At 36.2% G+C, this 20,156-nt stretch carries 30 protein-coding genes and 2 pseudogenes; 14 read left to right on the top strand and 18 right to left on the bottom strand.

Translation table 11 applies throughout. The annotated features are described in order from the left end of the window. Nucleotides 1-2 precede the first annotated feature (2 nt). The 4 genes from spoIIIAC to MHH45_RS22795 are packed head-to-tail and all read right to left on the bottom strand — an operon-like array spanning nt 3 to nt 1,965. Nucleotides 3-206, bottom strand: a complete 204-nt coding sequence (gene spoIIIAC, locus MHH45_RS22810; RefSeq protein WP_000020914.1) for a stage III sporulation protein AC — start codon at nt 204-206, stop codon at nt 3-5. A gap of 14 nt (nt 207-220) precedes the next feature. Beyond that, entirely contained in the window at nt 221-736 is a 516-nt protein-coding gene (gene spoIIIAB / locus MHH45_RS22805; RefSeq protein ID WP_016131997.1) for a stage III sporulation protein SpoIIIAB, read from the bottom strand. Next, nucleotides 730-1,656, bottom strand: coding sequence for a stage III sporulation protein AA (gene spoIIIAA, locus MHH45_RS22800; protein ID WP_016116270.1), 927 nt, complete (start codon nt 1,654-1,656; stop codon nt 730-732). Before spoIIIAA ends, spoIIIAB begins: the two co-directional genes overlap by 7 nt. A gap of 27 nt (nt 1,657-1,683) precedes the next feature. Next, the gene (locus MHH45_RS22795; protein WP_003200251.1) at nt 1,684-1,965 is read right to left on the bottom strand and encodes a YqhV family protein; all 282 of its coding nucleotides are present in this window, start codon (nt 1,963-1,965) and stop codon (nt 1,684-1,686) included. 196 nt (nt 1,966-2,161) lie between these two features. Between MHH45_RS22795 and MHH45_RS22790 the strand changes: the two genes are divergently transcribed. Together MHH45_RS22790 and MHH45_RS22785 are read left to right on the top strand one after the other, a co-directional pair. Beyond that, a complete protein-coding gene (locus MHH45_RS22790) occupies nt 2,162-2,740 on the top strand; it encodes a GNAT family N-acetyltransferase (RefSeq protein ID WP_016116271.1) in 579 nt (192 codons plus the stop codon). Beyond that, nucleotides 2,721-3,041: a hypothetical protein gene (locus MHH45_RS22785; RefSeq protein ID WP_016116272.1), complete on the top strand. Its 321-nt coding sequence runs from the start codon at nt 2,721-2,723 to the stop codon at nt 3,039-3,041. The genes MHH45_RS22790 and MHH45_RS22785 overlap by 20 nt, the downstream gene beginning before the upstream one ends. Before the next feature lie 34 nt (nt 3,042-3,075). Here the strand turns inward: MHH45_RS22785 and efp are convergent, their stop codons facing one another. From efp to MHH45_RS22765, 4 genes are all read right to left on the bottom strand, one after another. Next, nucleotides 3,076-3,633 (bottom strand): elongation factor P, encoded by a 558-nt coding sequence (gene efp, locus MHH45_RS22780; RefSeq protein WP_016116273.1) that lies wholly within the window; start codon nt 3,631-3,633, stop codon nt 3,076-3,078. A 21-nt stretch (nt 3,634-3,654) separates the two neighbouring features. After that, a complete protein-coding gene (pepQ, locus tag MHH45_RS22775; RefSeq protein ID WP_016116274.1) occupies nt 3,655-4,716 on the bottom strand; it encodes a Xaa-Pro dipeptidase in 1,062 nt (353 codons plus the stop codon). 4 nt (nt 4,717-4,720) lie between these two features. Then, nucleotides 4,721-5,161: a type II 3-dehydroquinate dehydratase gene (aroQ, locus tag MHH45_RS22770; protein WP_016116275.1), complete on the bottom strand. Its 441-nt coding sequence runs from the start codon at nt 5,159-5,161 to the stop codon at nt 4,721-4,723. Between the two features lie 75 nt (nt 5,162-5,236). Further along, nucleotides 5,237-5,701, bottom strand: a complete 465-nt coding sequence (locus MHH45_RS22765; protein WP_016116276.1) for a YqhR family membrane protein — start codon at nt 5,699-5,701, stop codon at nt 5,237-5,239. Nucleotides 5,702-5,944: 243 nt separating this feature from the next. On the opposite strand from MHH45_RS22765, the gene MHH45_RS22760 reads away from it, so the two are divergent. Both MHH45_RS22760 and MHH45_RS22755 read left to right on the top strand, forming a co-directional pair. Further along, nucleotides 5,945-6,865, top strand: a complete 921-nt coding sequence (locus MHH45_RS22760) for a DUF1385 domain-containing protein (protein WP_016132001.1) — start codon at nt 5,945-5,947, stop codon at nt 6,863-6,865. Nucleotides 6,866-6,948: 83 nt separating this feature from the next. Then, nucleotides 6,949-7,350: an SA1362 family protein gene (locus tag MHH45_RS22755; protein WP_016116278.1), complete on the top strand. Its 402-nt coding sequence runs from the start codon at nt 6,949-6,951 to the stop codon at nt 7,348-7,350. A 17-nt stretch (nt 7,351-7,367) separates the two neighbouring features. On the opposite strand, the gene MHH45_RS22750 is transcribed toward MHH45_RS22755, so the two are convergent. The 3 genes and pseudogenes from MHH45_RS22750 to MHH45_RS22740 all read right to left on the bottom strand — a co-directional run bounded on the left by MHH45_RS22750 (nt 7,368) and on the right by MHH45_RS22740 (nt 9,201). Further along, nucleotides 7,368-8,024, bottom strand: coding sequence for an HAD family hydrolase (locus tag MHH45_RS22750; protein WP_016132002.1), 657 nt, complete (start codon nt 8,022-8,024; stop codon nt 7,368-7,370). Between the two features lie 104 nt (nt 8,025-8,128). After that, on the bottom strand, nt 8,129-8,557 hold the full coding sequence (gene mntR, locus MHH45_RS22745; RefSeq protein WP_016116280.1) for a transcriptional regulator MntR: 429 nt from the start codon (nt 8,555-8,557) through the stop codon (nt 8,129-8,131). 145 nt (nt 8,558-8,702) lie between these two features. After that, nucleotides 8,703-9,201: pseudogene (locus MHH45_RS22740) on the bottom strand (spore photoproduct lyase family protein). Between the two features lie 154 nt (nt 9,202-9,355). On the opposite strand from MHH45_RS22740, the gene MHH45_RS22735 reads away from it, so the two are divergent. From MHH45_RS22735 to MHH45_RS22720, 4 genes are all read left to right on the top strand, one after another. Beyond that, nucleotides 9,356-9,673: a PadR family transcriptional regulator gene (locus tag MHH45_RS22735; RefSeq protein WP_016116282.1), complete on the top strand. Its 318-nt coding sequence runs from the start codon at nt 9,356-9,358 to the stop codon at nt 9,671-9,673. A 5-nt stretch (nt 9,674-9,678) separates the two neighbouring features. Then, nucleotides 9,679-10,350: a DUF1129 family protein gene (locus tag MHH45_RS22730; RefSeq protein ID WP_016116283.1), complete on the top strand. Its 672-nt coding sequence runs from the start codon at nt 9,679-9,681 to the stop codon at nt 10,348-10,350. Between the two features lie 20 nt (nt 10,351-10,370). Then, a complete protein-coding gene (locus tag MHH45_RS22725) occupies nt 10,371-11,030 on the top strand; it encodes a hypothetical protein (protein WP_016116284.1) in 660 nt (219 codons plus the stop codon). Between the two features lie 200 nt (nt 11,031-11,230). Further along, nucleotides 11,231-12,076 (top strand): hypothetical protein, encoded by an 846-nt coding sequence (locus MHH45_RS22720; protein WP_016116285.1) that lies wholly within the window; start codon nt 11,231-11,233, stop codon nt 12,074-12,076. Between the two features lie 31 nt (nt 12,077-12,107). Here the strand turns inward: MHH45_RS22720 and MHH45_RS22715 are convergent, their stop codons facing one another. Further along, nucleotides 12,108-12,944 (bottom strand): lipoate--protein ligase family protein, encoded by an 837-nt coding sequence (locus tag MHH45_RS22715; RefSeq protein WP_016116286.1) that lies wholly within the window; start codon nt 12,942-12,944, stop codon nt 12,108-12,110. 170 nt (nt 12,945-13,114) lie between these two features. Here MHH45_RS22715 and MHH45_RS22710 point away from each other — a divergent pair, with 170 nt between their 5' ends. Further along, nucleotides 13,115-13,498, top strand: coding sequence for a rhodanese-like domain-containing protein (locus MHH45_RS22710; protein WP_016116287.1), 384 nt, complete (start codon nt 13,115-13,117; stop codon nt 13,496-13,498). Between the two features lie 29 nt (nt 13,499-13,527). On the opposite strand, the gene MHH45_RS22705 is transcribed toward MHH45_RS22710, so the two are convergent. Next, nucleotides 13,528-14,115, bottom strand: coding sequence for a hypothetical protein (locus MHH45_RS22705; RefSeq protein ID WP_016133251.1), 588 nt, complete (start codon nt 14,113-14,115; stop codon nt 13,528-13,530). Nucleotides 14,116-14,398: 283 nt separating this feature from the next. On the opposite strand from MHH45_RS22705, the gene MHH45_RS22700 reads away from it, so the two are divergent. The 5 genes from MHH45_RS22700 to MHH45_RS22680 all read left to right on the top strand — a co-directional run bounded on the left by MHH45_RS22700 (nt 14,399) and on the right by MHH45_RS22680 (nt 17,048). Next, nucleotides 14,399-15,376 carry a LacI family DNA-binding transcriptional regulator gene (locus MHH45_RS22700; RefSeq protein ID WP_016116289.1) on the top strand — a complete coding sequence of 326 codons (978 nt, stop codon included), beginning with the start codon at nt 14,399-14,401 and terminating at the stop codon, nt 15,374-15,376. Nucleotides 15,377-15,480: 104 nt separating this feature from the next. Next, nucleotides 15,481-16,056 carry a TetR/AcrR family transcriptional regulator gene (locus MHH45_RS22695; protein WP_088093661.1) on the top strand — a complete coding sequence of 192 codons (576 nt, stop codon included), beginning with the start codon at nt 15,481-15,483 and terminating at the stop codon, nt 16,054-16,056. A gap of 70 nt (nt 16,057-16,126) precedes the next feature. Next, complete coding sequence (locus MHH45_RS22690) at nt 16,127-16,459, top strand: DMT family transporter (RefSeq protein ID WP_016116291.1); 333 nt, start codon at nt 16,127-16,129, stop codon at nt 16,457-16,459. 1 nt (nt 16,460) lies between these two features. Continuing rightward, a complete protein-coding gene (locus tag MHH45_RS22685; RefSeq protein ID WP_016116292.1) occupies nt 16,461-16,775 on the top strand; it encodes a DMT family transporter in 315 nt (104 codons plus the stop codon). A 15-nt stretch (nt 16,776-16,790) separates the two neighbouring features. Next, the gene (locus tag MHH45_RS22680; RefSeq protein WP_003200291.1) at nt 16,791-17,048 is read left to right on the top strand and encodes a DUF3975 family protein; all 258 of its coding nucleotides are present in this window, start codon (nt 16,791-16,793) and stop codon (nt 17,046-17,048) included. A gap of 15 nt (nt 17,049-17,063) precedes the next feature. On the opposite strand, the gene MHH45_RS22675 is transcribed toward MHH45_RS22680, so the two are convergent. From MHH45_RS22675 to MHH45_RS22655, 5 genes and pseudogenes are all read right to left on the bottom strand, one after another. Next, nucleotides 17,064-17,273 carry a hypothetical protein gene (locus MHH45_RS22675; protein ID WP_016116293.1) on the bottom strand — a complete coding sequence of 70 codons (210 nt, stop codon included), beginning with the start codon at nt 17,271-17,273 and terminating at the stop codon, nt 17,064-17,066. Nucleotides 17,274-17,537: 264 nt separating this feature from the next. After that, nucleotides 17,538-18,131, bottom strand: a complete 594-nt coding sequence (locus tag MHH45_RS22670; protein WP_016116294.1) for an ABC-2 transporter permease — start codon at nt 18,129-18,131, stop codon at nt 17,538-17,540. A gap of 35 nt (nt 18,132-18,166) precedes the next feature. Next, a complete protein-coding gene (locus tag MHH45_RS22665) occupies nt 18,167-18,799 on the bottom strand; it encodes an ABC-2 transporter permease (protein WP_016116295.1) in 633 nt (210 codons plus the stop codon). 77 nt (nt 18,800-18,876) lie between these two features. After that, nucleotides 18,877-19,753 (bottom strand): annotated as a pseudogene (locus MHH45_RS22660) (ABC transporter ATP-binding protein). A gap of 5 nt (nt 19,754-19,758) precedes the next feature. After that, nucleotides 19,759-20,133 (bottom strand): GntR family transcriptional regulator, encoded by a 375-nt coding sequence (locus MHH45_RS22655; RefSeq protein WP_016116298.1) that lies wholly within the window; start codon nt 20,131-20,133, stop codon nt 19,759-19,761. Nucleotides 20,134-20,156: the final 23 nt, after the last annotated feature.

Here is a 20,156-nt window from a genome sequence, read left to right as displayed (position 1 = left end):
CTTTACTGGAAGAGAAAGACACTTTTAATCTTGTCAAACAAAGTATTAATCAAAAATGCAACATGAAATAAAATAACGACAAAACCGACAAGAATCACCCAATTTGCAATATCCTCCCGCTTTAACTCTTTTAGTACTGTATGAATGAAAGCTAAAACAATGCCGATTCCGGCGATTTGAAATATTAATCCAACATCGATGGACATCGTCTTTCTCCCCCCTATAGCAGTAAAATTACGATAAGTAGTCCTGCTAGTACACCCAAACTCTTTATCATCTTTTCATATTGAAGTTGAAGTGCTTTCGCTTCACCCTCTTCTCTTTCTAGGTGCGTAATACATAAGCGAATATGCTTTTGCTGCGATTCACGGTCATGCTGCCCTAACGTTTCACCAAATTGCTGCAAAATCTCATATTCAGTTTGTTTAAATGCAGTGAGTTTCCAATTTTCTTGTAAACTTTCAAGCCAAGCCTCTCTAACTGTTTGTTCGCCGCTTTCTAGTCGCTTTGAAAAACTTTGAAATATCCAGTTTAAAGGCTTTGGCATTTGTTTTACTAAGCGCTCTGCTGCTTCTGATAAGGGCGTATGCCCATACATGATTTCAGCTTCTAACGATTGCAGCGCTGCTTTTAAAAGCCTAAGTTGACGCGGGCGTTCACTATATCTTTTGGCATACGAAAAACCAAAGAAAGTGCTCACCGCTACAATTAACACCGCACCAAATATTTTCACCATACGCTTTGAACCTTTCCTCGCCTTTGAACAGGCTTTCCATCTCCATCCTTGACTTGAACAATAGTTCCAGGTCCCTTCGCTTTTGATAGTTCAATAAAGCGATCAAACACGCCAAGCTCCATCACAGCCTTTAAAGATGGTCGTTTCATTACATCATCAAAAGAAAATCCGTGAGCGCTTATAAAAAGCTGAACACCTGCATGGACTGCCTCCATAATTGCTTCGCTATCTTCCATACGCCCAATTTCATCCACTATTAATATATCCGGACTCATAGAACGAATCATCATCATCATTCCTTCTGCTTTTGGACACGCATCCAGCACATCAACACGTGGACCAAACTCATATTGCGGAATCCCTTTTACACACCCGGCAATTTCTGAGCGCTCATCAACAATCCCCACTTTGCAAGAAGGAATTTTATAAGAACGAACTCCTTGACTCATACAACGTGCCACATCCCTGAGAAGTGTTGTTTTTCCTGTTTGCGGCGGACCAATTACCATTGTGTTTAACCAACGTGAGTCGTACAAATAAGATAAGAGTGGCTCAGCTATCCCAATTTTTTGACGGGCAACTCGAATATTAAATGATGACACATCTCGAATCATCTTCACTGCACTTTTCTCTGTAATTACTTTTCCAGCTAAGCCAATCCTGTGACCACCGCGCAAAGTAACATACCCACGCTTTAACTCTTCTTCCATCGTATAAATAGAATATTGACTAAGCTTATTTAATAAGTAGATTGCATCCTCTGCTGTAACGACATAGTCATAAAAGAACACTTCTCCACGAGCAATACATTCAAGTGGCCTTCCTATCCGAACCCTAATTTCTTCTAACGCGCTATATTGTTCACAGCCTTCAATAAACTGTTTCATCGCTTTTGGTAAAACCTCTAATACTTCTTTCATCTGCTTCTCCCCACCATACTTGACTTACTATTTCAACACTGCAATAAAAATACAGCCAATTCCGAGAGTTAGAAAAAAGAGCTTCAAAAAAGAAATTTCATTTGCAACGCTCGCAATGCCAATCGACATCGTTAAAATTAATACAGTCGGTCCAACAAATGCCAACATACCATTTATGAACAATGCTTTTTTCGCATCATTCACATAGAGCATAAGCAAAGCGGCGAATATCTCCGCACTACCTGAAAACAACCGAAGCAATCCCATGACAAGCACAGATGTTTCCATTGCCGCCAGCCATTGTTTCATTCTCCCACCTTCTCTCCTACCAATTACTTTTCAGTTCACTAACAAAACCCTTATTCCAAAAAGAATATATTTGTACAACCATATGCAGAGGTTGTCTATTTCAGAAGTAAAAACATAATTTTTCTCTATCGATTTTATTTAAATCTGAATATTCATATTGTTTTATGGTATATTTAATAGAAAAAGAGCATAGACGATGAAGCAAGTTACTTTATTACCACTCGATTTACGATATGCAAATGTGATTTTTGAACTATCAAGCAATCCACATGTAAAAAATGCATTAGGGCTAAAAGTAGAATCAGTGGAAGATACAAAAACATTCATTCTTTTTGCAATTGGAGAGGAACGAAAAAAACACTCCGTATCAAGAGTGGTTGTAAATGAAGAAAATGAAATAATTGGCCTCACTACACTTAAACACATTAATTACGAACAAAAGTACTCACATATTGGAAGTTGGCTCGGCTATCAATATTGGGGAAGAGGATATAACGAAGCTGCTAAAAAAGAGATCTTTAAAATCGCTTTTTTAGACTTGCAACTTACATACGTATTTGCCGGTGCTAAAACGACTAACATTCGTTCGTTAAAAGCACAAGAAAAACTACCTTACATTTCATTACATGTGGAAAAACAATTTCCAGACGAACATGCTGCATTGGAGAAAGAAGTAAAGTCACCTTGCGTACTGCATGTTGTATCACGTGAGAAATTTTCAAATTGGTTGGAAGCACAAAATGAGGGGGGAAAATATGAAGGTATTGAAAATTAGTTTAACAATTGTAGTAGAATTAGCTATTATTTATCTTTTTTCAAAAATGGTCGGTTGGTCATTTATGGAGAGCTTTTTCCTTGGCAGTTTAGCTATATTTGCAATTACATGGTTAATTATTATGAGTAACTTTAGAAATAACAATATGGATCATGCAACGAATAAAACTTTTACCGGTGTTGAAACTGGTGAAATACGCCCGTTTCAAATCGTGTTCACTCCATATATTGCAGGTACCCTTTCACTCGTCACAGTTAGTTTTGTTATAACCGCAATTTACTATCTTCCCTACTTCCTATAAAAAAAGCACTCGTGTAATCACGAGTGCTTTTCTACTATGCACGAGAAACGTATTTACCTTCACCAGTGTTGATGATAAGCATTTCGCCTTCGTTAATGAAGATCGGTACTTGTACAACAAGACCAGTTTCTAATGTAGCTGGTTTTGTTACGTTAGAAGCTGTGTCACCTTTAATACCAGGCTCTGTTTCTACAACTTTTAACTCAACTGTGTTTGGAAGTTCAACACCAAGTACTTCGCCTTGGTATGTCATAATTGCTACTTCCATGTTTTCTTTTAGGAATTTAAGTTCGCGCTCGATTTGGTTTTCGCCAAGTTCGATTTGCTCATAAGTTCCGTTATCCATAAATACGTGAGACTCACCGCTCGCGTATAAGTATTGCATACGACGGTTTTCGATATGTGCTTTTTCTACTTTTTCACCTGCACGGAATGTTTTCTCTTGAACAGATCCTGTGCGAAGGTTACGTAGTTTAGAGCGAACGAACGCAGCACCTTTACCTGGCTTTACGTGTTGGAAATCAAGTACTTGCCAAAGGGCATTGTCCACTGAAATTGTTAAACCTGTACGAAAATCGTTTACTGAAATCATGTAAAAAAATCCTCCTGTGTATTACAAAATAATAAGTTCTTTTGGTGATTTCGTAATTACTTCATTACCTTCACTCGTTACAATGATATCATCTTCAATACGTACCCCGCCAACACCTGGAATATAAATACCTGGTTCTACTGTTACAGCCATACCTGGTTCAAGTACTGTATCAGAACGGAACGCTAAACCTGGTGCTTCATGGATTTCAAGACCGATTCCATGACCAGTAGAGTGTCCGAAGTATTCACCATATCCTTTTTCCGTTATGTAATCACGCGTTAATGCATCAGCCTCGCGACCTGTTAAACCAGCTTTAATACCGTTCACACCACGTAGTTGTGCTTCTAAAACGATAGTATAAATTTCTTTTAATTTATCAGATGGTTCACCGACTGCAATCGTACGAGTAATATCAGAGCAATATCCTTTGTAATAAGCGCCGAAGTCTAATGTAACGAAATCTCCTTTTTCTATCACTTTTTCAGATGCCACGCCGTGTGGTAATGCCGAACGAAGACCTGAAGCAACGATAATATCAAACGAAGAAGATGTTGCTCCTTGTTTTCTCATGAAAAATTCAAGTTCATTTGACACTTCAATTTCAGATACGCCTGGGCGAATGAATGATAGAATATGCTCAAAGGCAGCATCTGCAATCTGTGCAGCTTCCTTTAATATCTTAATCTCTGAATCAGTCTTTATCAAGCGTAACTTTTCTACAAGCCCAGAAGTTGGGATGAATTCAGCTTCGATCGCTTCATTATGCGTTACGTAAGAGCTATATGTAAGAGTATCTTGCTCAAAGCCTAGCTTTTGAATTCCAAGTTCTTTAACTTGTTTCGCAACCTCATCAAGAATTAATCCTGAATGCTGTACTATTTCATATCCAACCGCTTGCTTACTAGCTTGCTCTACATAACGGAAATCTGTAATAAATAGAGCACGCTCTTTTGAAATTAATACAACACCAGCTGTTCCTGTGAAATTCGCCATATATCTACGGCTATGTTCATTCGTTAATACGATACCGTCAATACCAGCCTCATCAAACGCACTTCTTAATCTCTCGATCTTTTCCATTACTTTATACCTCCCTCAATTTCTCCATTAATGCAAATAGCGCTAGCTTATAGCCATAAAAACCAAATCCAACAATTTGTCCCGCACAAACAGCCGCTGTCACAGATTCATGACGAAACGACTCACGTTGATGGATGTTAGAAATATGTACTTCAATAACTGGAATCGAAACACTTGCGATAGCATCTCGAATCGCGTAGCTATAATGCGTAAATGCACCCGGATTTAGAATGATTCCTTCATATATGTCATCCGCCTCATGAATAATATCAATAATTGCTCCTTCATGATTCGATTGAAAACATTCTAACTCCACTCCCATTTTCTCTGCTTCTTGTTTCATATCTGTTTCAAGCGTCGCTAACGTTCCTTTTCCGTATACATTTACCTCTCGAACACCGAGACGATTTAAGTTAGGACCGTTAACGAGGAGTACTTTTTTCATATACTTTAAACTCCTTAATATAAAAAATGTCTGTACAACATTCTAACACAGGAGTCACTTATTTGAATAGTTTGTCTACTCCAGCCCTTCCCCTTGATTCGCATTGTTCGCTTCAAATGAAACAGAATATGTGATAAACACACCGTATAAAATAAAAATACATATTGTTGTGACAATTGTTTCTTTCGGTAAATGAAGTGCATTTTTGATAACAGGTGCAATAGAACCCAGTCCGAAAAATAAAATGCCCCACCAAAACAGTCCATAGAGTATTCCCGGTAGTACCCCTTCAAATCTTTTGAAAAGAGCCCTATAGAGAAATGCCACTAAAATAGAAAGAAGCCCTATACAAACAATACCCAATACATTTCCCCAAACTCCTTCTTTCCACGATCCAAACGCAAATGGTAAAAGCAAATAGTTTGGTCCGGCTTCTGTAAATGAAAAAATATGAAGAAAATACCATATGCATCCCCAAAAAACACCACCAAATAAACCAATCTGTACAATGTTTTTTGTTATTGATTGTTCTTGCTTCACATCGACACCTCCGCTTACTAGTATGTCCGAAACTATTTTGAAGCATGTTTAAATCATGCGAAATTTGTCTATAAAAAGAATAAGAAATGTCTGGCTTCCGTAACATTTTTCCTTGTCAGCAGCTTGTGTTTGTCGATAAAATAAAGGAAACTCGGTGATTGTCAAATCTCACAATGACAGAACCAAGTGTGACAATTGCCTCTTTTCTACATAAGAGAGAAACAAATACAGGTTGGTGTTAACATGGCAGAGGAGACAAAACAAATATACGGTGGGCAAGCGGTCATAGAAGGAGTTATGTTTGGTGGTAGAGAATATACTGTTACAGCGGTTCGTCGTAAAGATAAATCAATCGAATTTTATCGATTACCACGCGTGCGGAATAAAGTATTATCTATGCTAAAGAAAGTTCCATTTCTACGTGGTATCGCCGCTATCGTTGACGCAAGTGCCAATGGAGCAAAACATTTAAACTTTGCTTCGGAACGATTTGACGTTCATCCTGCAGACGATGAACAGCTCGCACACAAGAAAGAAGAGCAATCAAAATTAACGATGGTATTAGGAGTAGCCGCAGTCGGAGTCTTATCGTTCATATTCGGCAAAGTCATTTTCACAGCAGTTCCCGCACTTTTAGCGGAATTGACACGACCGATTTTCCCATCTCACACTGGGCAAATTATTGTCGAAAGCATCATTAAGCTCATCCTTTTACTGAGCTATATATATATTGTGTCACTAACTCCGCTCATTAAGCGTGTGTTTCAATATCACGGTGCGGAACATAAGGTCATCAATGCTTACGAAAACAATCTTCCGCTGACAGTAGCAAATGTACAAAAACAAACTCGTCTCCATTATCGTTGCGGTAGTAGTTTTATTATATTTACAGTCATTATCGGAATGTTTGTCTACTTTCTTGTTCCAACTGATCCCCTTTGGGTCAGAGTGGTAAATCGAATTTTATTAATTCCAGTTGTTCTAGGGATTTCTTTTGAAGTCTTGCAGTTTACAAATCGATTACGAGATATTCCGATTTTGCGCGCATTGGGATACCCAGGGTTATGGCTTCAACTATTAACAACAAAAGAACCAGAAGATGATCAAGTTGAAGTTGCAATTGCATCCTTTGAAGAATTATTACGTTTAGAAGAAAAACACTAATAATTTTTTTAAAATGGTACTCAACTCCTTCCCTTGTCGCTAATATACTAATTTTAATATATGTTATTTAGGAGGTGTTCCCTATGAACGGTCGTTCGTTTACGTTCGCTTTATTCATGCTTATTATTGGGTTAGCAATATTCGGTCTCGTATCATCTGCAATTACGAATCCATACGGAATGGTAAAAAACATTGTCATCATGTTACTTGTTGTTGGTGTCTTTTATTTATTATATAAAATGTTTACAAGTTCCAGCGGTTCCGCCAATTCGCAAAACTCTTATAAGCGTGCTGCGAAACAATCGAACCGAAAATACGGAAAACAAAACGTAGCACCCCTAAGCAATTCTTTATTAAAACGAAATGCTTCTGATGACAAAGTTAAGAAAGGCAATTCATCATTGTTAAAAAGGAAACGAAAACAATCTCATTTAACCGTGATTGAAGGTAAAAAAAATAAAAAGAAAGACCGCGCTTCTTTTTAGGAAATGCGGTCTTTCTTTTATTTATGCTCCCTCACATATTGAAGTACTTCTGTTAAGCTTTTTTCTTTCATACTTCCTAAGCGAAGATGGTGATTTTCAAACTGCAAAGCCTTTGTAACTTCATTTGGAACAACGACACATTTTAATCCTGCCGCAATCGCTGCTTTCAATCCATTTACTGAATCCTCAAACACAACAGCTTCTGAAGAATCAATTTTCAGTTCTTCAATAGCCGCTTTATACAGTGCTGGATCTGGTTTTACTTTCTCCACATCTTCTTTCGTTTTAATAACTTCAAAATACTCCCGAATCCCTAAATCTTCTAAAAACCCAACAACCCATTCTCTTGAAGAACTAGAAGCTAAACCAATTTTTACTCCAAGACCTTTTGCTTCTTCTAAGTATTCTTTCACACCATCACGGGCTACTGGTATTTTCATTTTCTCTTGATGTAAAGCCGAAACTTTTTCTTTTAGCAAGTTCTTATTAAATTGCTCTTTCAATTGTTGTTCAATATATGTATAAAGCACTTCATCTGTTGTTCCAATACATTTTGCAAACTCTTCTAGAGACAAATCTCCACCATATTCGCGAATTACTTCCTGAAAAGCTTGGAACCAAATTGTTTCTGTATCTACAATTAATCCATCAAAGTCAAAAATAATTGCTTTCATTCCGATCCCGCCTTTTACAAAACAATTTTTCACATCTCTATACATTCAACTTAAATAAAGTAAATTCCTCTTCTAAACAAAAAAGGAAACGCCTCTCGTTCCCTTTACTTCCCCTGCTCTTCATTTGCTTTTTGAACACCGCGAAGTGTTTCAATTCGAAGTTCATCTTGCTCAAAATATTGCACTAAATCACCAATGCGGTCAATAGCTTCCCAACTTAAATGATGCTCAATTCCCTCTACATCATTATAGATCTTACTTTCATCCACACCGATGATACGCATAAATTGTTCTAGTAACTCATGACGATATACAAGACGCTCCCCGATTTTTTTCCCTTTTGATGTTAATACAAGCCCTCTATATTTTTCATAAATTAGATACTCATCTTTATCTAACTTTTGTACCATTTTCGTTACAGAGGATGGATGTACACTAAGCGCTTCAGCAATATCAGATACGCGGGCATATCCCTTTTCATCAATTAACAAATAAATTTGTTCAATATAATCTTCCATACTAGGGGTAGGCATCGGTTTCCTCCATCCAATTTCATTTTGTGTTTTCCGCACTAAGCAATCAATAAAATGATACACCAGAAAGGGTATCATGACAAGGGCGGAAACAGACCAAAAGCTATGAAACATAAAAAGAATCTGTATGTATATACAGATTCTTTTATGTGAAATATTGAATTTCAGTATTCGGAAAATATTCGGCAATATATCTTCTTATCGTTTCCTCTAACCTCACTGCATCATCTTTCTGATATACATATTTTCCGATGCCATATCGTCCCCATTTATATTTTCGTTTCTCCTCATCCATTTCGAGTTTCGTATTGGGATAACGTTGTTGTATTACCTTTTTCGCCGGCCTAGTAAAGCGATGTTGAATCAATTCGAATGATAAATTTAGTAGGGCTAAATCTTTTAACGCATCAGAAAGTCGTTCAAATAATTCACGATACCCGTCTCACACCAACAACAAGTGTCGTTTTCGCATTACGATATTTCTGCAAATCATTATCTCCAGGTAAATCGCGAATTTGATTATGTGATGTTGTTTCTCGAATTTCTAGACCCATCTTTGCAAACTTCTCATGCAACTTTTTTCCAAGTGGATATTGGATTGCCCCTGGTTCAAAATAAACAAGCTTTGGCATAAATGGCTTCATACGAATTCCCTCCCTGCTTCTAGTATGAGCAGACGAACGATAACAACACTATTTAAAGTTTTCCACTCCAGTAACTTGTGTTGCAAGTTACCGAATGTTATAATTCAGATAACAACTACCTTGCACAACAAGTTACTTGAAGGCGGTGACGCAATTGCATAGTCAAATGTTAAAAGGTGTGCTCGAAGGATGTATTCTATATATCATTTCGCAAGAAGAAGTGTATGGATATGAACTGAGTACGAAATTAAACCAACATGGCTTTACATTCGTAAGTGAAGGTAGTATCTATCCTCTTTTGCTACGAATGCAAAAAGAAAAACTCATTGCTGGCACATTAAAAGCTTCTAGCCTTGGACCAAAGCGAAAATATTATCATGTAACCGATAAAGGGTTCGAACAGCTAGAAGAGTTTAAGAAGAGCTGGGGGATAGTTTCGACAACGGTAAATAATTTATTGCAGGGAGAGTGAGATCGATGAAAGCGAAAGATTTAATTGAGCTGAATAATAAAAAACGCAAATTATTGACAGAGGAAAATAAAGCGACTTACGGGGATATGCTCGTTTACATTCGATTAGCTAATATCCCAGAACAGCAAGTAGAAGAACTGCTATTAGAGATTTTAGATCACTTGCTTGATGCACAAGAAGAAAAGAAAAATGCTTATGATATTTTCGGAAATGACTTACAAGCTTACTGTGATGAAATAATCACTGCACTTCCAAAACAAAATATATGGCAGAAAATAGCCACACCAGCCTTTATGAGTAGTTATTTACTCGCTATATTTTTCGCTATTAATTCTCTTGCGGCTATTATTTTACCCTTTTTCTCTGACAACAAACGCTTTCAATTTGTACAGATAAATTTCATATATGTATTTGTAATCATTATCGCTATACACCTTGCTATCCGTTTTGTATTTGACTTTATCAAAGGGGATTTATTCAATAACCATATGGGTAATTGGAAGCGCATAACGAGATTCATTTTCCAACAAAGTCTATGGTTCATACTCATTGTCATTTCTTTATTTTTTATAGACCGTCCATTTATAAAGTATCAACTTTCCCCTTGGATTGGGGCATTCCTTGCCATCATTTTGTATCTTTTTTATAAGTTTTTTTATAGACGCGTAAACTTTTAATTATACAGGGAGTGAGAAAATTGAACGCAAAAGACATGGTTGAGCTAAACAATAAAAAACGCAGGCTTCTAACCCCCGAAAACGAAAATATTTATGGCGATATGCTTATATATTTACGGTTTACGAGCACTCCACAAAAACAAATGGAAGATCTATTATTAGAAATATTAGACCACCTTTTAGACGCTCAAAAAGATGGAAAAAATGCTTACGATATTTTCGGAGAAGATTTAAAAGCGTATTGCGATGAATTAATTAATTCCTCTGAGCACCAAACTACTTTCGAAAAAGGTGCAGTTATTGGCTTTGTAGTTAGTTTATTGTTAGCTATCCAATTTGGATATGATACATTTACGCATGTATTTTTTAATCATGCAAATAAACCAGGGATTCCATTTAGTATCCTAGGCACAATATTGTCAGCTATTATTTTAACCACTGGTACTTTTTTAACTTTTTCCGTATTAAGACGATATTCTTTCACAATATTAGCGTCTTGGAAGCAAAAAATTATACTCATATTATCAGCTTGTATACCACTTGGATTATCATTTGTTTCAAACATTTATTTTGAAACAAAACCTTATTTATCCTATAACTTAACAGTTTGGCAAGGTGCTCTTATTACAATTTCCTTTTACATTTTATACAAAATTTTACATAAAACCTCTAGATTTTAACAGCCTCCCAAAAGGCTGTTTTTCTTCTGTCTAATTTTACAAATTGAAAAATTTCATAAAGAAAATAAGAAAAATGCAAAATAATTAAAGTTAATTGTTGACGTGATGCTTTTATTATCGGTATCATATTTCTTCGTGAGCAATTATTTTTCGTTATACGATTTTTTTATTATTACTGAATTTTTGAGAGGGGAAATTTGATGTCACTTAAGAAGAAAACGCAAGTACGCACCGGCAAAATGGTACGTGAACTAATGTTAGCAGATGAAGATGTAAATGCTTCGCTAATTATGGTATATAGTGAAAACGGTGTAAACGCAGAAATTAAAATCGAGGGCTTAACGCCAAAATGTAACGAAGAATTATTTTTGAGCGGAAACGTAGATTGGAACAAAAGTGTGATTTATAAGATTGTCGATTTCACAGGTAACGCTGAAGTTGGTAAAGTTACATTAACAGCAATGAACAAAAACAATGTTTCCCTAGAAATTGAACGCGTTATGTGGAGTAAAGAAAATAAAGAAGCTGCTGAACAGGAGGTAACACCTGTAGAAACTGCTCCCCCAAAAGAAGTAGTGGCAGAAAAGGCACCTAAAGTAGTCACAGCGGCTCCAAAACCTGTTACACGTGTTGAAGAACCGGTTGTAACCCCTAAACCTACTTCGGCACCAGCGCCAAAGCCAGTACGTTCAGAGACAGTTGTAGCGGCACCTACTCCAGCTCCTGTAAAAAAAGCAGTACCCACTCCAGTTACAAAGCAAGAAACGGTTACGGCTATGCCTACCAAACCAAAACAAGTGGCTTCAACTGAAGCAAATTCTAAACTACAAGAGAATTATGTGAAGCTTGTGAAAAAGACAATCGAAGTATGTCAAGATTACGAGCTTGGCATCGACATAGATGATTCTATTGAGAACTTAAAAGAAGAATTACAAAGCCAAGGTATTAGCGTGACTTTTGATAAAGAAATTATGGATGTTGTAAATCGTCTTCGTTCTTTACAAGACAAAGGAATTAAAGTAGAAAAAGTACTTAATTTATTATAAAGAAAATAAGGAGATGGCAAATGCCATCTCCTTATTTTTTATAATTCCACTCATCACTTTCGTACTTTTCTTTCGCTAATGTTTGCACTTCCTGAAGCTGTTCTTCTGTTAGTTCATACGGAACTAGCTCCACATCTAACCCTTTTTCAAATCCAACTTGGAACGCTTCAATCAACTGTTCAATTGTAAACGTACGATCTGTTAATTCATTGATTGCGACCGCTTTAGAAGAAAACATGCTCTTCATACGCTCTTTCACTCGCTCATTTGGGAATAAGAATAAATCATACAGCTCATCTAAATCGATTTCTAGCGGAATAGATCCATGCTGCAGGATAACACCTTTTTGACGTGTTTGTGCACTTCCAGCAATTTTTCGGCCTTCTACAACAATTTCATACCAAGATGGAGCATCGAAACATACGCCTGAGCGTGGATTTTTTAAATTCTCACGGTCTGCTTCCGTTTTTGGAACCGCATAGTAAGCTTCTAATCCTAACGCCTTAAACCCGTCTAATAACCCTTGCGAAATTACTCGGTATGCTTCCGTAACTGTTTTCGGCATATTCGGATGATCCTCAGAAACGATAACACTGTACGTTAATTCCTTATCATGCAATACACCCCTACCACCTGTTTGACGGCGAACAAAACCATATTTCTTTTCATTTACTACATCCATATTAATATCTTTTTCTACACGTTGAAAATACCCCACTGTTAATGTTGGCACTTCCCATTCATAAAAACGAATCGTTGGCGGCATTTTCTTTTCGCTTTGCCAATTTAATAAACATTCATCTAACGCCATATTAAATGCTGGTGAACATTGACCAGAGTTAATATAACACCATTTTTCTTTTCCCATCCTGCACCTCATATAACCAATTATTTTTCACAATCTCTAGTCTAACAAATTCGACAAAATTTGTGAAAGAATACGAAATTTCTTCTTCTTACCAAACGAACCTGTTGCATAAATACATATGGGCATTATAATATTGAAAGTAGGATAAGAAAAAAGGGAGCGATAGAATCGTGTCAACAAACTTAATTATTATACTAGCCGCAGTTCTAGCATTCATCGGCTACTCTGTATGGATGTTTTTCTATCAGAAGAGACTAATTAAAACACTTTCAGAAGAAGAATTTCGCGCTGGCTACCGTAAGGCACAGCTTATCGATATTCGTGAAGCAGATGAATTTAACGCTGGTCATATTTTAGGTGCTCGTAACATTCCATTATCACAAATCCGTATGCGTTACAAAGAACTACGTAAAGACCAACCTGTTTATTTATACTGCCAAAGTGGATTCCGTACAGGACGTGCAGCTCAATATCTAAAAAAACAAGGTTACAAAGATTTCTACCAACTACAAGGCGGATTTAAATCTTGGACAGGAAAAATTAAAAAGAAATAATATTGAAAAGAACTAGCATGACTCATCGGCTAGTTCTTTTCTTCCATATTGTTCGCAATATACAATAAGTTTTGTTTTACTACTTTTTCATTTCTTGATTCTACATTGCGATATAGCAATTGGTACTCTAACCCCTTCTCTTTCCATATGAGCGTCGCAAATTCTTCCCCCTGTTCACCCTCATCCCTATTTTTAAAATAGGCAGCTGAGCCATTATCCAATTTCATTTTTTCATGAAATCGATTTCGTTCCACAATATAAGGAAAACTGTAGGAAAAATTAGCAACAGTTAATTCTACATAATCTTTTCTTCCTTTTTCTTGTTGTCTATATTTTATCGTCAAGACAGCGTTCTTCGTCCCAATTGTTCTTACTTCTCCCTTTACATCGTTCATAACATCGTACGGTAAATACGTCGGAGCTTTAAATGATTCCGGAAAATATTTTTTTGCATTCTTTAACGAAACAGGACCAGATACACGATCTACAGCTCCATCCGCATTTCCTACAAATTGTTTTTCTTCTTTCACTGTCTGTTGGAATGAACATGAGCTAAGCAAAATACTAGAAAACACGAAACAAATGATTCTTTTTTTCACTTTGTTTCCGCCCTTCATACCGCTCTCTTTACTGACAAAGCGTTAATATGTTGTTCATATTCGCTTCACTTGTTCACTCTCCCTTTGAAAACTTTCCTCGTTTATCTCTCACATTTTGACATGTCGTATCTTTTTAGACAAAAAAACTTTTCACTACCCTTACGCCCTAACGCAAGGTTACGCGAATAGTGAAAAGCTTTGTTTATAAAATAGATTATGAAAAGCTTTTCAGGTCAAGCGTTTTTTAGTAATGTTCCATTCCTGTCCATTTCCACTTATAATGAAATGAGAGGTGAAACATATGGCAAATATAAAACAAATTGCGAAAATTGCGGGAGTATCCATAACGACCGTTTCACGCGTATTAAACGATCATCCATATGTAAGCGATGAAAAACGAAAACGCGTTTTAAATGCTATTGAAGAATTAAATTATGCAAAAAACATAAATGCAGTTCATTTAATAAAAGGAAAAACATTTACAATCGGTGTCATGCTTCCTTTTATCAACTTACCTTACTTCAGCACGATTCTTGAGGGAATCGGAAACGAAGCCCTAGCCGCTGGATATCACATTAATTTATGTCAAACGAATTACGATAGTATCGAAGAAATTCGAGTTCTTGAAATGATGAAGATGAAACAATTTGATGGCATGATTATATGCTCCCGAACAAGCTCTTGGGAGCATATTGAACCATTCGCAAAATTTGCTCCTATCACCTCATGCGAAAAAATGAAGCATCCCCTTATTTCCTCCGTCTATGTTGATCATTATGAAGGGTTTCGCATTGGTACGGAATATTTACTAAGCAAAGGACATGAGCGAATTGGCGTTTGTTTAGCAAGACAAAAAAGTGTAAATACAAAGCAGCGTGAAAAGGCCTTCTCTGATGCTCTCCATACTGCCAAAAAAAGACTTCAACCAGATTGGATGTTTTACCAATGCTACACGATGCAAGATGGTGCAAAAGCTTTACACAGCATGTTAAACATGAAAGAGCGTCCAACTGCTATTTTTACTGCTAATGACCAAGTAGCCGCTGGTTTATTAACAGAAGCAAGAAAAAACGGCATACGCGTTCCAGAAGATTTAGCGATTCTCGGTTTTGATAACCATGAGATTTCGGAGGCATTAGAAATTACAACGATTGAGCACCCCGGATTAACAATGGGAGCTCTTGCTTTTTCTTTATTTCATAAGCAAATACTTGGTGAACAAATCATCGGGAACTCCAAAGAACTCCCTTTCCGTTTAGTCGAACGAAAAACTGTGTAAAGAGTGCCTGCTGAATTTGGCACTCCTTTTCAACATCTGACTTATTGACTTTATTTTGATTATTTATTACAATTACCCTAACGAACGGTAGGTAGGGGATGTAAATGACAGCAAACCGCATTAAAGCTGTAGCACTTTCTCATTTCGCACGCTATAGCTACGAAGGGACTTCGTTAGCAAATATTGCACAGGAAGTCGGGATTAAAAAACCATCGATTTACGCACACTTTAAGGGAAAAGAAGAATTATACTTCATCTGCTTAGAAGCTGCACTTCAAAAAGATTTACAATGCTTTACAGACGATATAAAAAAATTTTCAAAGTCATCTACTGAAGCATTACTTGTAAACTTGTTAAAAGGTTACGCAAAACGATTTGGTGAAAGTGAAGAATCGATGTTTTGGTTACGCACTTCCTATTTTCCGCCTGATGCATTTCGCGAACAAATTATTAAAAAATCAAATGCTCACATTGAAAACATCAGAGAACTTTTATTTCCTGTATTCAAACGAGCAAATGAACAAGGTCAACTGCATAACCTTGAAATACAAGACGCTTTAGAGGCTTATTTATGCTTACTTGACGGTCTGATGGTTGAACTATTGTACGCAGGCTTAAATCGCTTTGAGACCCGTTTAAGTGCTTCTTGGAAAGTGTTTTGGCGAGGGCTTTCACAATGACGGATTGCAAATAGCAATGCGTCGTTTTTCAGCCCTTCACCTAACGACTGGTAGGAAGGAGAAATAATATATGGCATGGATTTATGTAATTTTAGCTGGCATCATTGAAATTTTTTGGGTGATTGGACTAAAGCACGCAACTACTCCACTTGAATGGGTTGGTGTTGCTCTCTTAATCGCAATTAGTTTCGTCCTATTATTTAAAGCTTATAAAGATTTGCCTGTAGGAACTGTATATGCTGTGTTTACAGGAATCGGAGCTGGCGGAATCGTTCTTACAGAAATCTTTATTTTCGGAGAACCATTTTCAATTGTAAAAATCTTATTTATTGGTTTAATCTTCTTTGGCGTTATTGGATTAAAACGAGTAACGGGTGAACAAGAAGAGAAGGAGGTCGCATAAAATGGCATGGGTATTTTTAATTATTGCTGGTATTTGTGAAATTGTTGGTGTACTGTTTATGAAAGTAGCCACCGAAAAGAAAGGCTGGGCACCTAAGCTTATTTTAATCGCTAACTTTGCCGTAAGCTTCTTCTTCTTATCACTTGCAATGGACTCATTACCGATGGGAACAGCTTACGCGATTTGGACTGGAATTGGAACTGCTGGAAGTGCGCTTCTAGGTATTCTTATCTTCCGTGAATCAGCTGATTGGCGTCGCCTTGCCTTTTTAAGCTGCATTTTATGCGGTGCAGTTGGCTTAAAATTAATGAGCTAACGTGAGGTGAATGTCATGTGGAAAGAAAAAGGGAAACAAATTGTAACTGGAATTATAATTGGAATTGTGCTCCTACTACAAATGAGCTTTCATTTTATCGAATGGTTATTCCATAAAGGAATTTCTATTCTTACATTCCTTCCCAACATGGCACTTGAAGTTGTATCCATTGTTTGGTCAATTATCGCTTCCATCATGATTATTATCATTTGGAGTATCGCTAAACTTTGGAATAAAATAACCAAAAAAGACAGTTCTTCTGAAAAGAAGTAACTGTCTTTTTTATACTTAATGATTCGCGTTGCTTGGCAACCTAAAGAAATTGGATGCAATAAGACATAGTATTCCAAGAATAAAAACGCCAGTCCCAATACCCTTATTCGAGCTTTTAAATAAGTTAATATCCGAGTAAAAATTCAGCATCATAAGACCTAAAGAAAACAAAATCAATCCAATTCCAATTAATATTCTTCCTATTGGCGTCCGTTTTCTCATCATTACATCTCCCCCTAATTTCTTTAAAATCTAATAATATTTCCAATCCAACCGGACATAATATCAACAAGGAGCTGATTATATGCAAAATTCCATACATAAACATATCCTATTGTTATTTTTCTTATTTCTTTTCTTTGTTATATGTTTCAGCCTTATATTACATGCACCAAAAGAGATGCCGAGCACCGTTTCTGTTTATAAGTTACTCCTGTGTTATTTTCCCTATTGAAAAAGGTGTCTTGTGATGAGACACCTTTTTTCCTGCTATATGTCCATTCGCTCATATAATTTCACACAAGCCAACATTGAGAAAACCAACATGCAAGTTGCCCCCATGCATAAGAACCCACTATGTAAATTCAATTGCTCTATATTTACTTTAAAGAAAACTTCTAAAATAAATATAGGTGCGATTAATAGAAAACAAGCTATCATAAACGTTTTCTGATAGCCTAACAGAAAGTAAATTGGTAAAATCAAACTAAAAACAATAAAACTGAGGCTCATACTAGTTACAACCGTCGTTTCTATAAAATCCACTGTCTCATTTCTTAACTGAATACCTACTGTAAAGTAAGCAATGATAACACTGGTCATTAAAATAATCAGCGCAAACATATACTTTGCCAATATCATTTGTTTTCTAGATATCGGTAAACTATTAAACATCTTTTCGCTTTGATTTTTTTCATCACTATAAAAAGTTCTCATCATCAATATAACAGGAATAATAACTGTCGTAAGTGTGAATGTACTATGGTTATCTCGCGTCGCCATATAGAATAAAAAAGGATAGATTATATACCAAATGAGCATTTTCCTTTGCACAATAAAATCTTTCATGATTAGTTGTTGCATACTTCTCCCCCCTCCTAGCGCACAAACCACTGCTCTTATAACTCTTTTTCTCGAAACATTTGGATTGAAAAAACTACAGATACCATATATATCACTAACACCCCAATACCAATTGTCCCCATAACTACTATAAGATTCTCAGAATGAAAAACTTTTAGCATAATCGCTTTATCACCGAGAACATTACACATAAAACCAATAATTCCGACAAGCGGAAATATGATAATAATATTCAATATACTAACAGCCGAATAATCACCCATATATTGGATAGGGAGTGCTACTAGACTATAAATAATCGCCGTTATCCCAGCTGAAAATATTACATATCCCGGGATATGCACATTCTGATTCAAAAGACTATTTACTAATATCGCTATCATATATGTTAGAGCCAACCCCAGTATAATAAAAAACACGTTTGATATGTATTTGGCTATAACGATGTCCCTTCTCGTCACCGGTAAACTCGCTAGCACCTTTTCTACCTTGCTTTTATCTTCAAAATATAAAGAAATGAATAGAATCATACCGCATGTAAAAAAACAACCTATTGCAATTCCTAATGGTTCGGTAGGATTCCTCAATAAGGAATAAATAGGAATTAAACTATACAATGGCCATATCTTTCTCTGTAAGAAAAATTCTTTCCAAATTAACTGCTGCATATAGATTCTCCTTTTTATAGATCACGTTTTTCATAAAGTTTAACGGTAATACACATTTTGTAAAAAAGAGCAAATCCTTATATACGAGTTGACGCATAAACACTCCTCCCCTTCGCCGTATACACAACGATGTCATCTAAAGTCGGTTTTTCTAATACAACTTCGTTTCCAAACCAATCTTCAATTGCTTGCTTATCTTTCACCAATCCTTCAAAACCAAATTTATTTTTGCGTAATCCGATAAAGAGTTCTTTTCCTTCAGGATCTAATAAGTCATTACTACCTTTTACCAGTACATATTTTTCTAATATTGCGTCTTTTTCTCCCGTAAAAACAATCTCACCTTCGTGAATAAATGTAATATAATCAGCAATACGCTCTAAGTCCGTTGTAATATGTGTCGAGAATAATACCGCTACTTCTTCTTCCATCACAATTTCTTGCAACATATCGAGCAGTTCACTACGGACAACTGGATCTAAACCTGATGTCGGTTCATCCATAATAATGAGCTCTGCATGATGCGATAAAGCCATCGTAATCGCAAATTTCATTTTCATTCCTTTCGATAACTGCTTAATCCTCTTATTTTTTGGTACTTGTAATCGGTCCATATACCATTGATATTTTTCTTCATCCCATTTTTTATATAACGGTGCGATAATTCGTTTCATTTGTTCACACGTTAACTCTTCATAGTAATGATTTTCGTCATATACAAATCCAATGTTTTGCTTAATTTCTTTTTCAGCTTTTTTATTATCCTTGCCAAAAATGGTAATATCACCGCTATTTCGTCTTACTAAGTTCATGATCATTTTTATGGTCGTACTTTTCCCAGCACCATTTGGCCCAACAAACCCCATAATATACCCACGTGGCAATGTAAAAATTATAAAGATTTTTCACTGAAAAATCTTTATAATTTTTACAAACGTTTTTTAACTCTAACATGTCACTTATTCCCCCTTATATAAAAACGCAATCATTTTTTGCAACTCTTCAAGTGAAAGCTGCAAAAACTTACTTTCATTCACAATTTCTTCCGCTTTACTTTCTAACAAGCGCAATCGTTGTTCTCGCAAGAGCTCGTTATTTTGCATGGAAACATATGTCCCTTTTCCAGCAATGGTTTCAATATACCCTTCTTTTTCAAGCTCTTCATACGCACGTTTCGTCGTAATCACACTAATCTGTAGTTCTTTCGCTAAGCTACGGATAGACGGCAATCGATCTCCACCCTTAAGACCTCCATTTAAAATAAGCTGCCTCAATTGCTTACTAATTTGTTCATAAATAGGGTCTGGGGAAGAATTTGAAATAATAATATTCATGTTTTCCTCCACTGTATATATAC

Origin of the sequence: Bacillus sp. FSL K6-0042 (genome assembly GCF_038006685.1) — a bacterium.
In the GTDB taxonomy this organism is placed as follows: Bacteria; Bacillota; Bacilli; order Bacillales; family Bacillaceae_G; genus Bacillus_A; species Bacillus_A pseudomycoides.
This window is presented reverse-complemented; position numbering and strand designations above follow the sequence as displayed.

Coding starts and splice junctions, on each gene's coding strand:
- spoIIIAC (WP_000020914.1), bottom strand. CDS start 206: ATGTCCATCGATGTTGGATTAATATTTCAAATCGCCGGAATCGGCATT.
- spoIIIAB (WP_016131997.1), bottom strand. CDS start 736: ATGGTGAAAATATTTGGTGCGGTGTTAATTGTAGCGGTGAGCACTTTC.
- spoIIIAA (WP_016116270.1), bottom strand. CDS start 1,656: ATGAAAGAAGTATTAGAGGTTTTACCAAAAGCGATGAAACAGTTTATT.
- MHH45_RS22795 (WP_003200251.1), bottom strand. CDS start 1,965: ATGAAACAATGGCTGGCGGCAATGGAAACATCTGTGCTTGTCATGGGA.
- MHH45_RS22790 (WP_016116271.1), top strand. CDS start 2,162: ATGAAGCAAGTTACTTTATTACCACTCGATTTACGATATGCAAATGTG.
- MHH45_RS22785 (WP_016116272.1), top strand. CDS start 2,721: ATGAAGGTATTGAAAATTAGTTTAACAATTGTAGTAGAATTAGCTATT.
- efp (WP_016116273.1), bottom strand. CDS start 3,633: ATGATTTCAGTAAACGATTTTCGTACAGGTTTAACAATTTCAGTGGAC.
- pepQ (WP_016116274.1), bottom strand. CDS start 4,716: ATGGAAAAGATCGAGAGATTAAGAAGTGCGTTTGATGAGGCTGGTATT.
- aroQ (WP_016116275.1), bottom strand. CDS start 5,161: ATGAAAAAAGTACTCCTCGTTAACGGTCCTAACTTAAATCGTCTCGGT.
- MHH45_RS22760 (WP_016132001.1), top strand. CDS start 5,945: ATGGCAGAGGAGACAAAACAAATATACGGTGGGCAAGCGGTCATAGAA.
- MHH45_RS22755 (WP_016116278.1), top strand. CDS start 6,949: ATGAACGGTCGTTCGTTTACGTTCGCTTTATTCATGCTTATTATTGGG.
- MHH45_RS22750 (WP_016132002.1), bottom strand. CDS start 8,024: ATGAAAGCAATTATTTTTGACTTTGATGGATTAATTGTAGATACAGAA.
- mntR (WP_016116280.1), bottom strand. CDS start 8,557: ATGCCTACCCCTAGTATGGAAGATTATATTGAACAAATTTATTTGTTA.
- MHH45_RS22730 (WP_016116283.1), top strand. CDS start 9,679: ATGAAAGCGAAAGATTTAATTGAGCTGAATAATAAAAAACGCAAATTA.
- MHH45_RS22720 (WP_016116285.1), top strand. CDS start 11,231: ATGTCACTTAAGAAGAAAACGCAAGTACGCACCGGCAAAATGGTACGT.
- MHH45_RS22715 (WP_016116286.1), bottom strand. CDS start 12,944: ATGGGAAAAGAAAAATGGTGTTATATTAACTCTGGTCAATGTTCACCA.
- MHH45_RS22705 (WP_016133251.1), bottom strand. CDS start 14,115: ATGAAGGGCGGAAACAAAGTGAAAAAAAGAATCATTTGTTTCGTGTTT.
- MHH45_RS22700 (WP_016116289.1), top strand. CDS start 14,399: ATGGCAAATATAAAACAAATTGCGAAAATTGCGGGAGTATCCATAACG.
- MHH45_RS22695 (WP_088093661.1), top strand. CDS start 15,481: ATGACAGCAAACCGCATTAAAGCTGTAGCACTTTCTCATTTCGCACGC.
- MHH45_RS22690 (WP_016116291.1), top strand. CDS start 16,127: ATGGCATGGATTTATGTAATTTTAGCTGGCATCATTGAAATTTTTTGG.
- MHH45_RS22685 (WP_016116292.1), top strand. CDS start 16,461: ATGGCATGGGTATTTTTAATTATTGCTGGTATTTGTGAAATTGTTGGT.
- MHH45_RS22680 (WP_003200291.1), top strand. CDS start 16,791: ATGTGGAAAGAAAAAGGGAAACAAATTGTAACTGGAATTATAATTGGA.
- MHH45_RS22675 (WP_016116293.1), bottom strand. CDS start 17,273: ATGATGAGAAAACGGACGCCAATAGGAAGAATATTAATTGGAATTGGA.
- MHH45_RS22670 (WP_016116294.1), bottom strand. CDS start 18,131: ATGCAACAACTAATCATGAAAGATTTTATTGTGCAAAGGAAAATGCTC.
- MHH45_RS22665 (WP_016116295.1), bottom strand. CDS start 18,799: ATGCAGCAGTTAATTTGGAAAGAATTTTTCTTACAGAGAAAGATATGG.
- MHH45_RS22655 (WP_016116298.1), bottom strand. CDS start 20,133: ATGAATATTATTATTTCAAATTCTTCCCCAGACCCTATTTATGAACAA.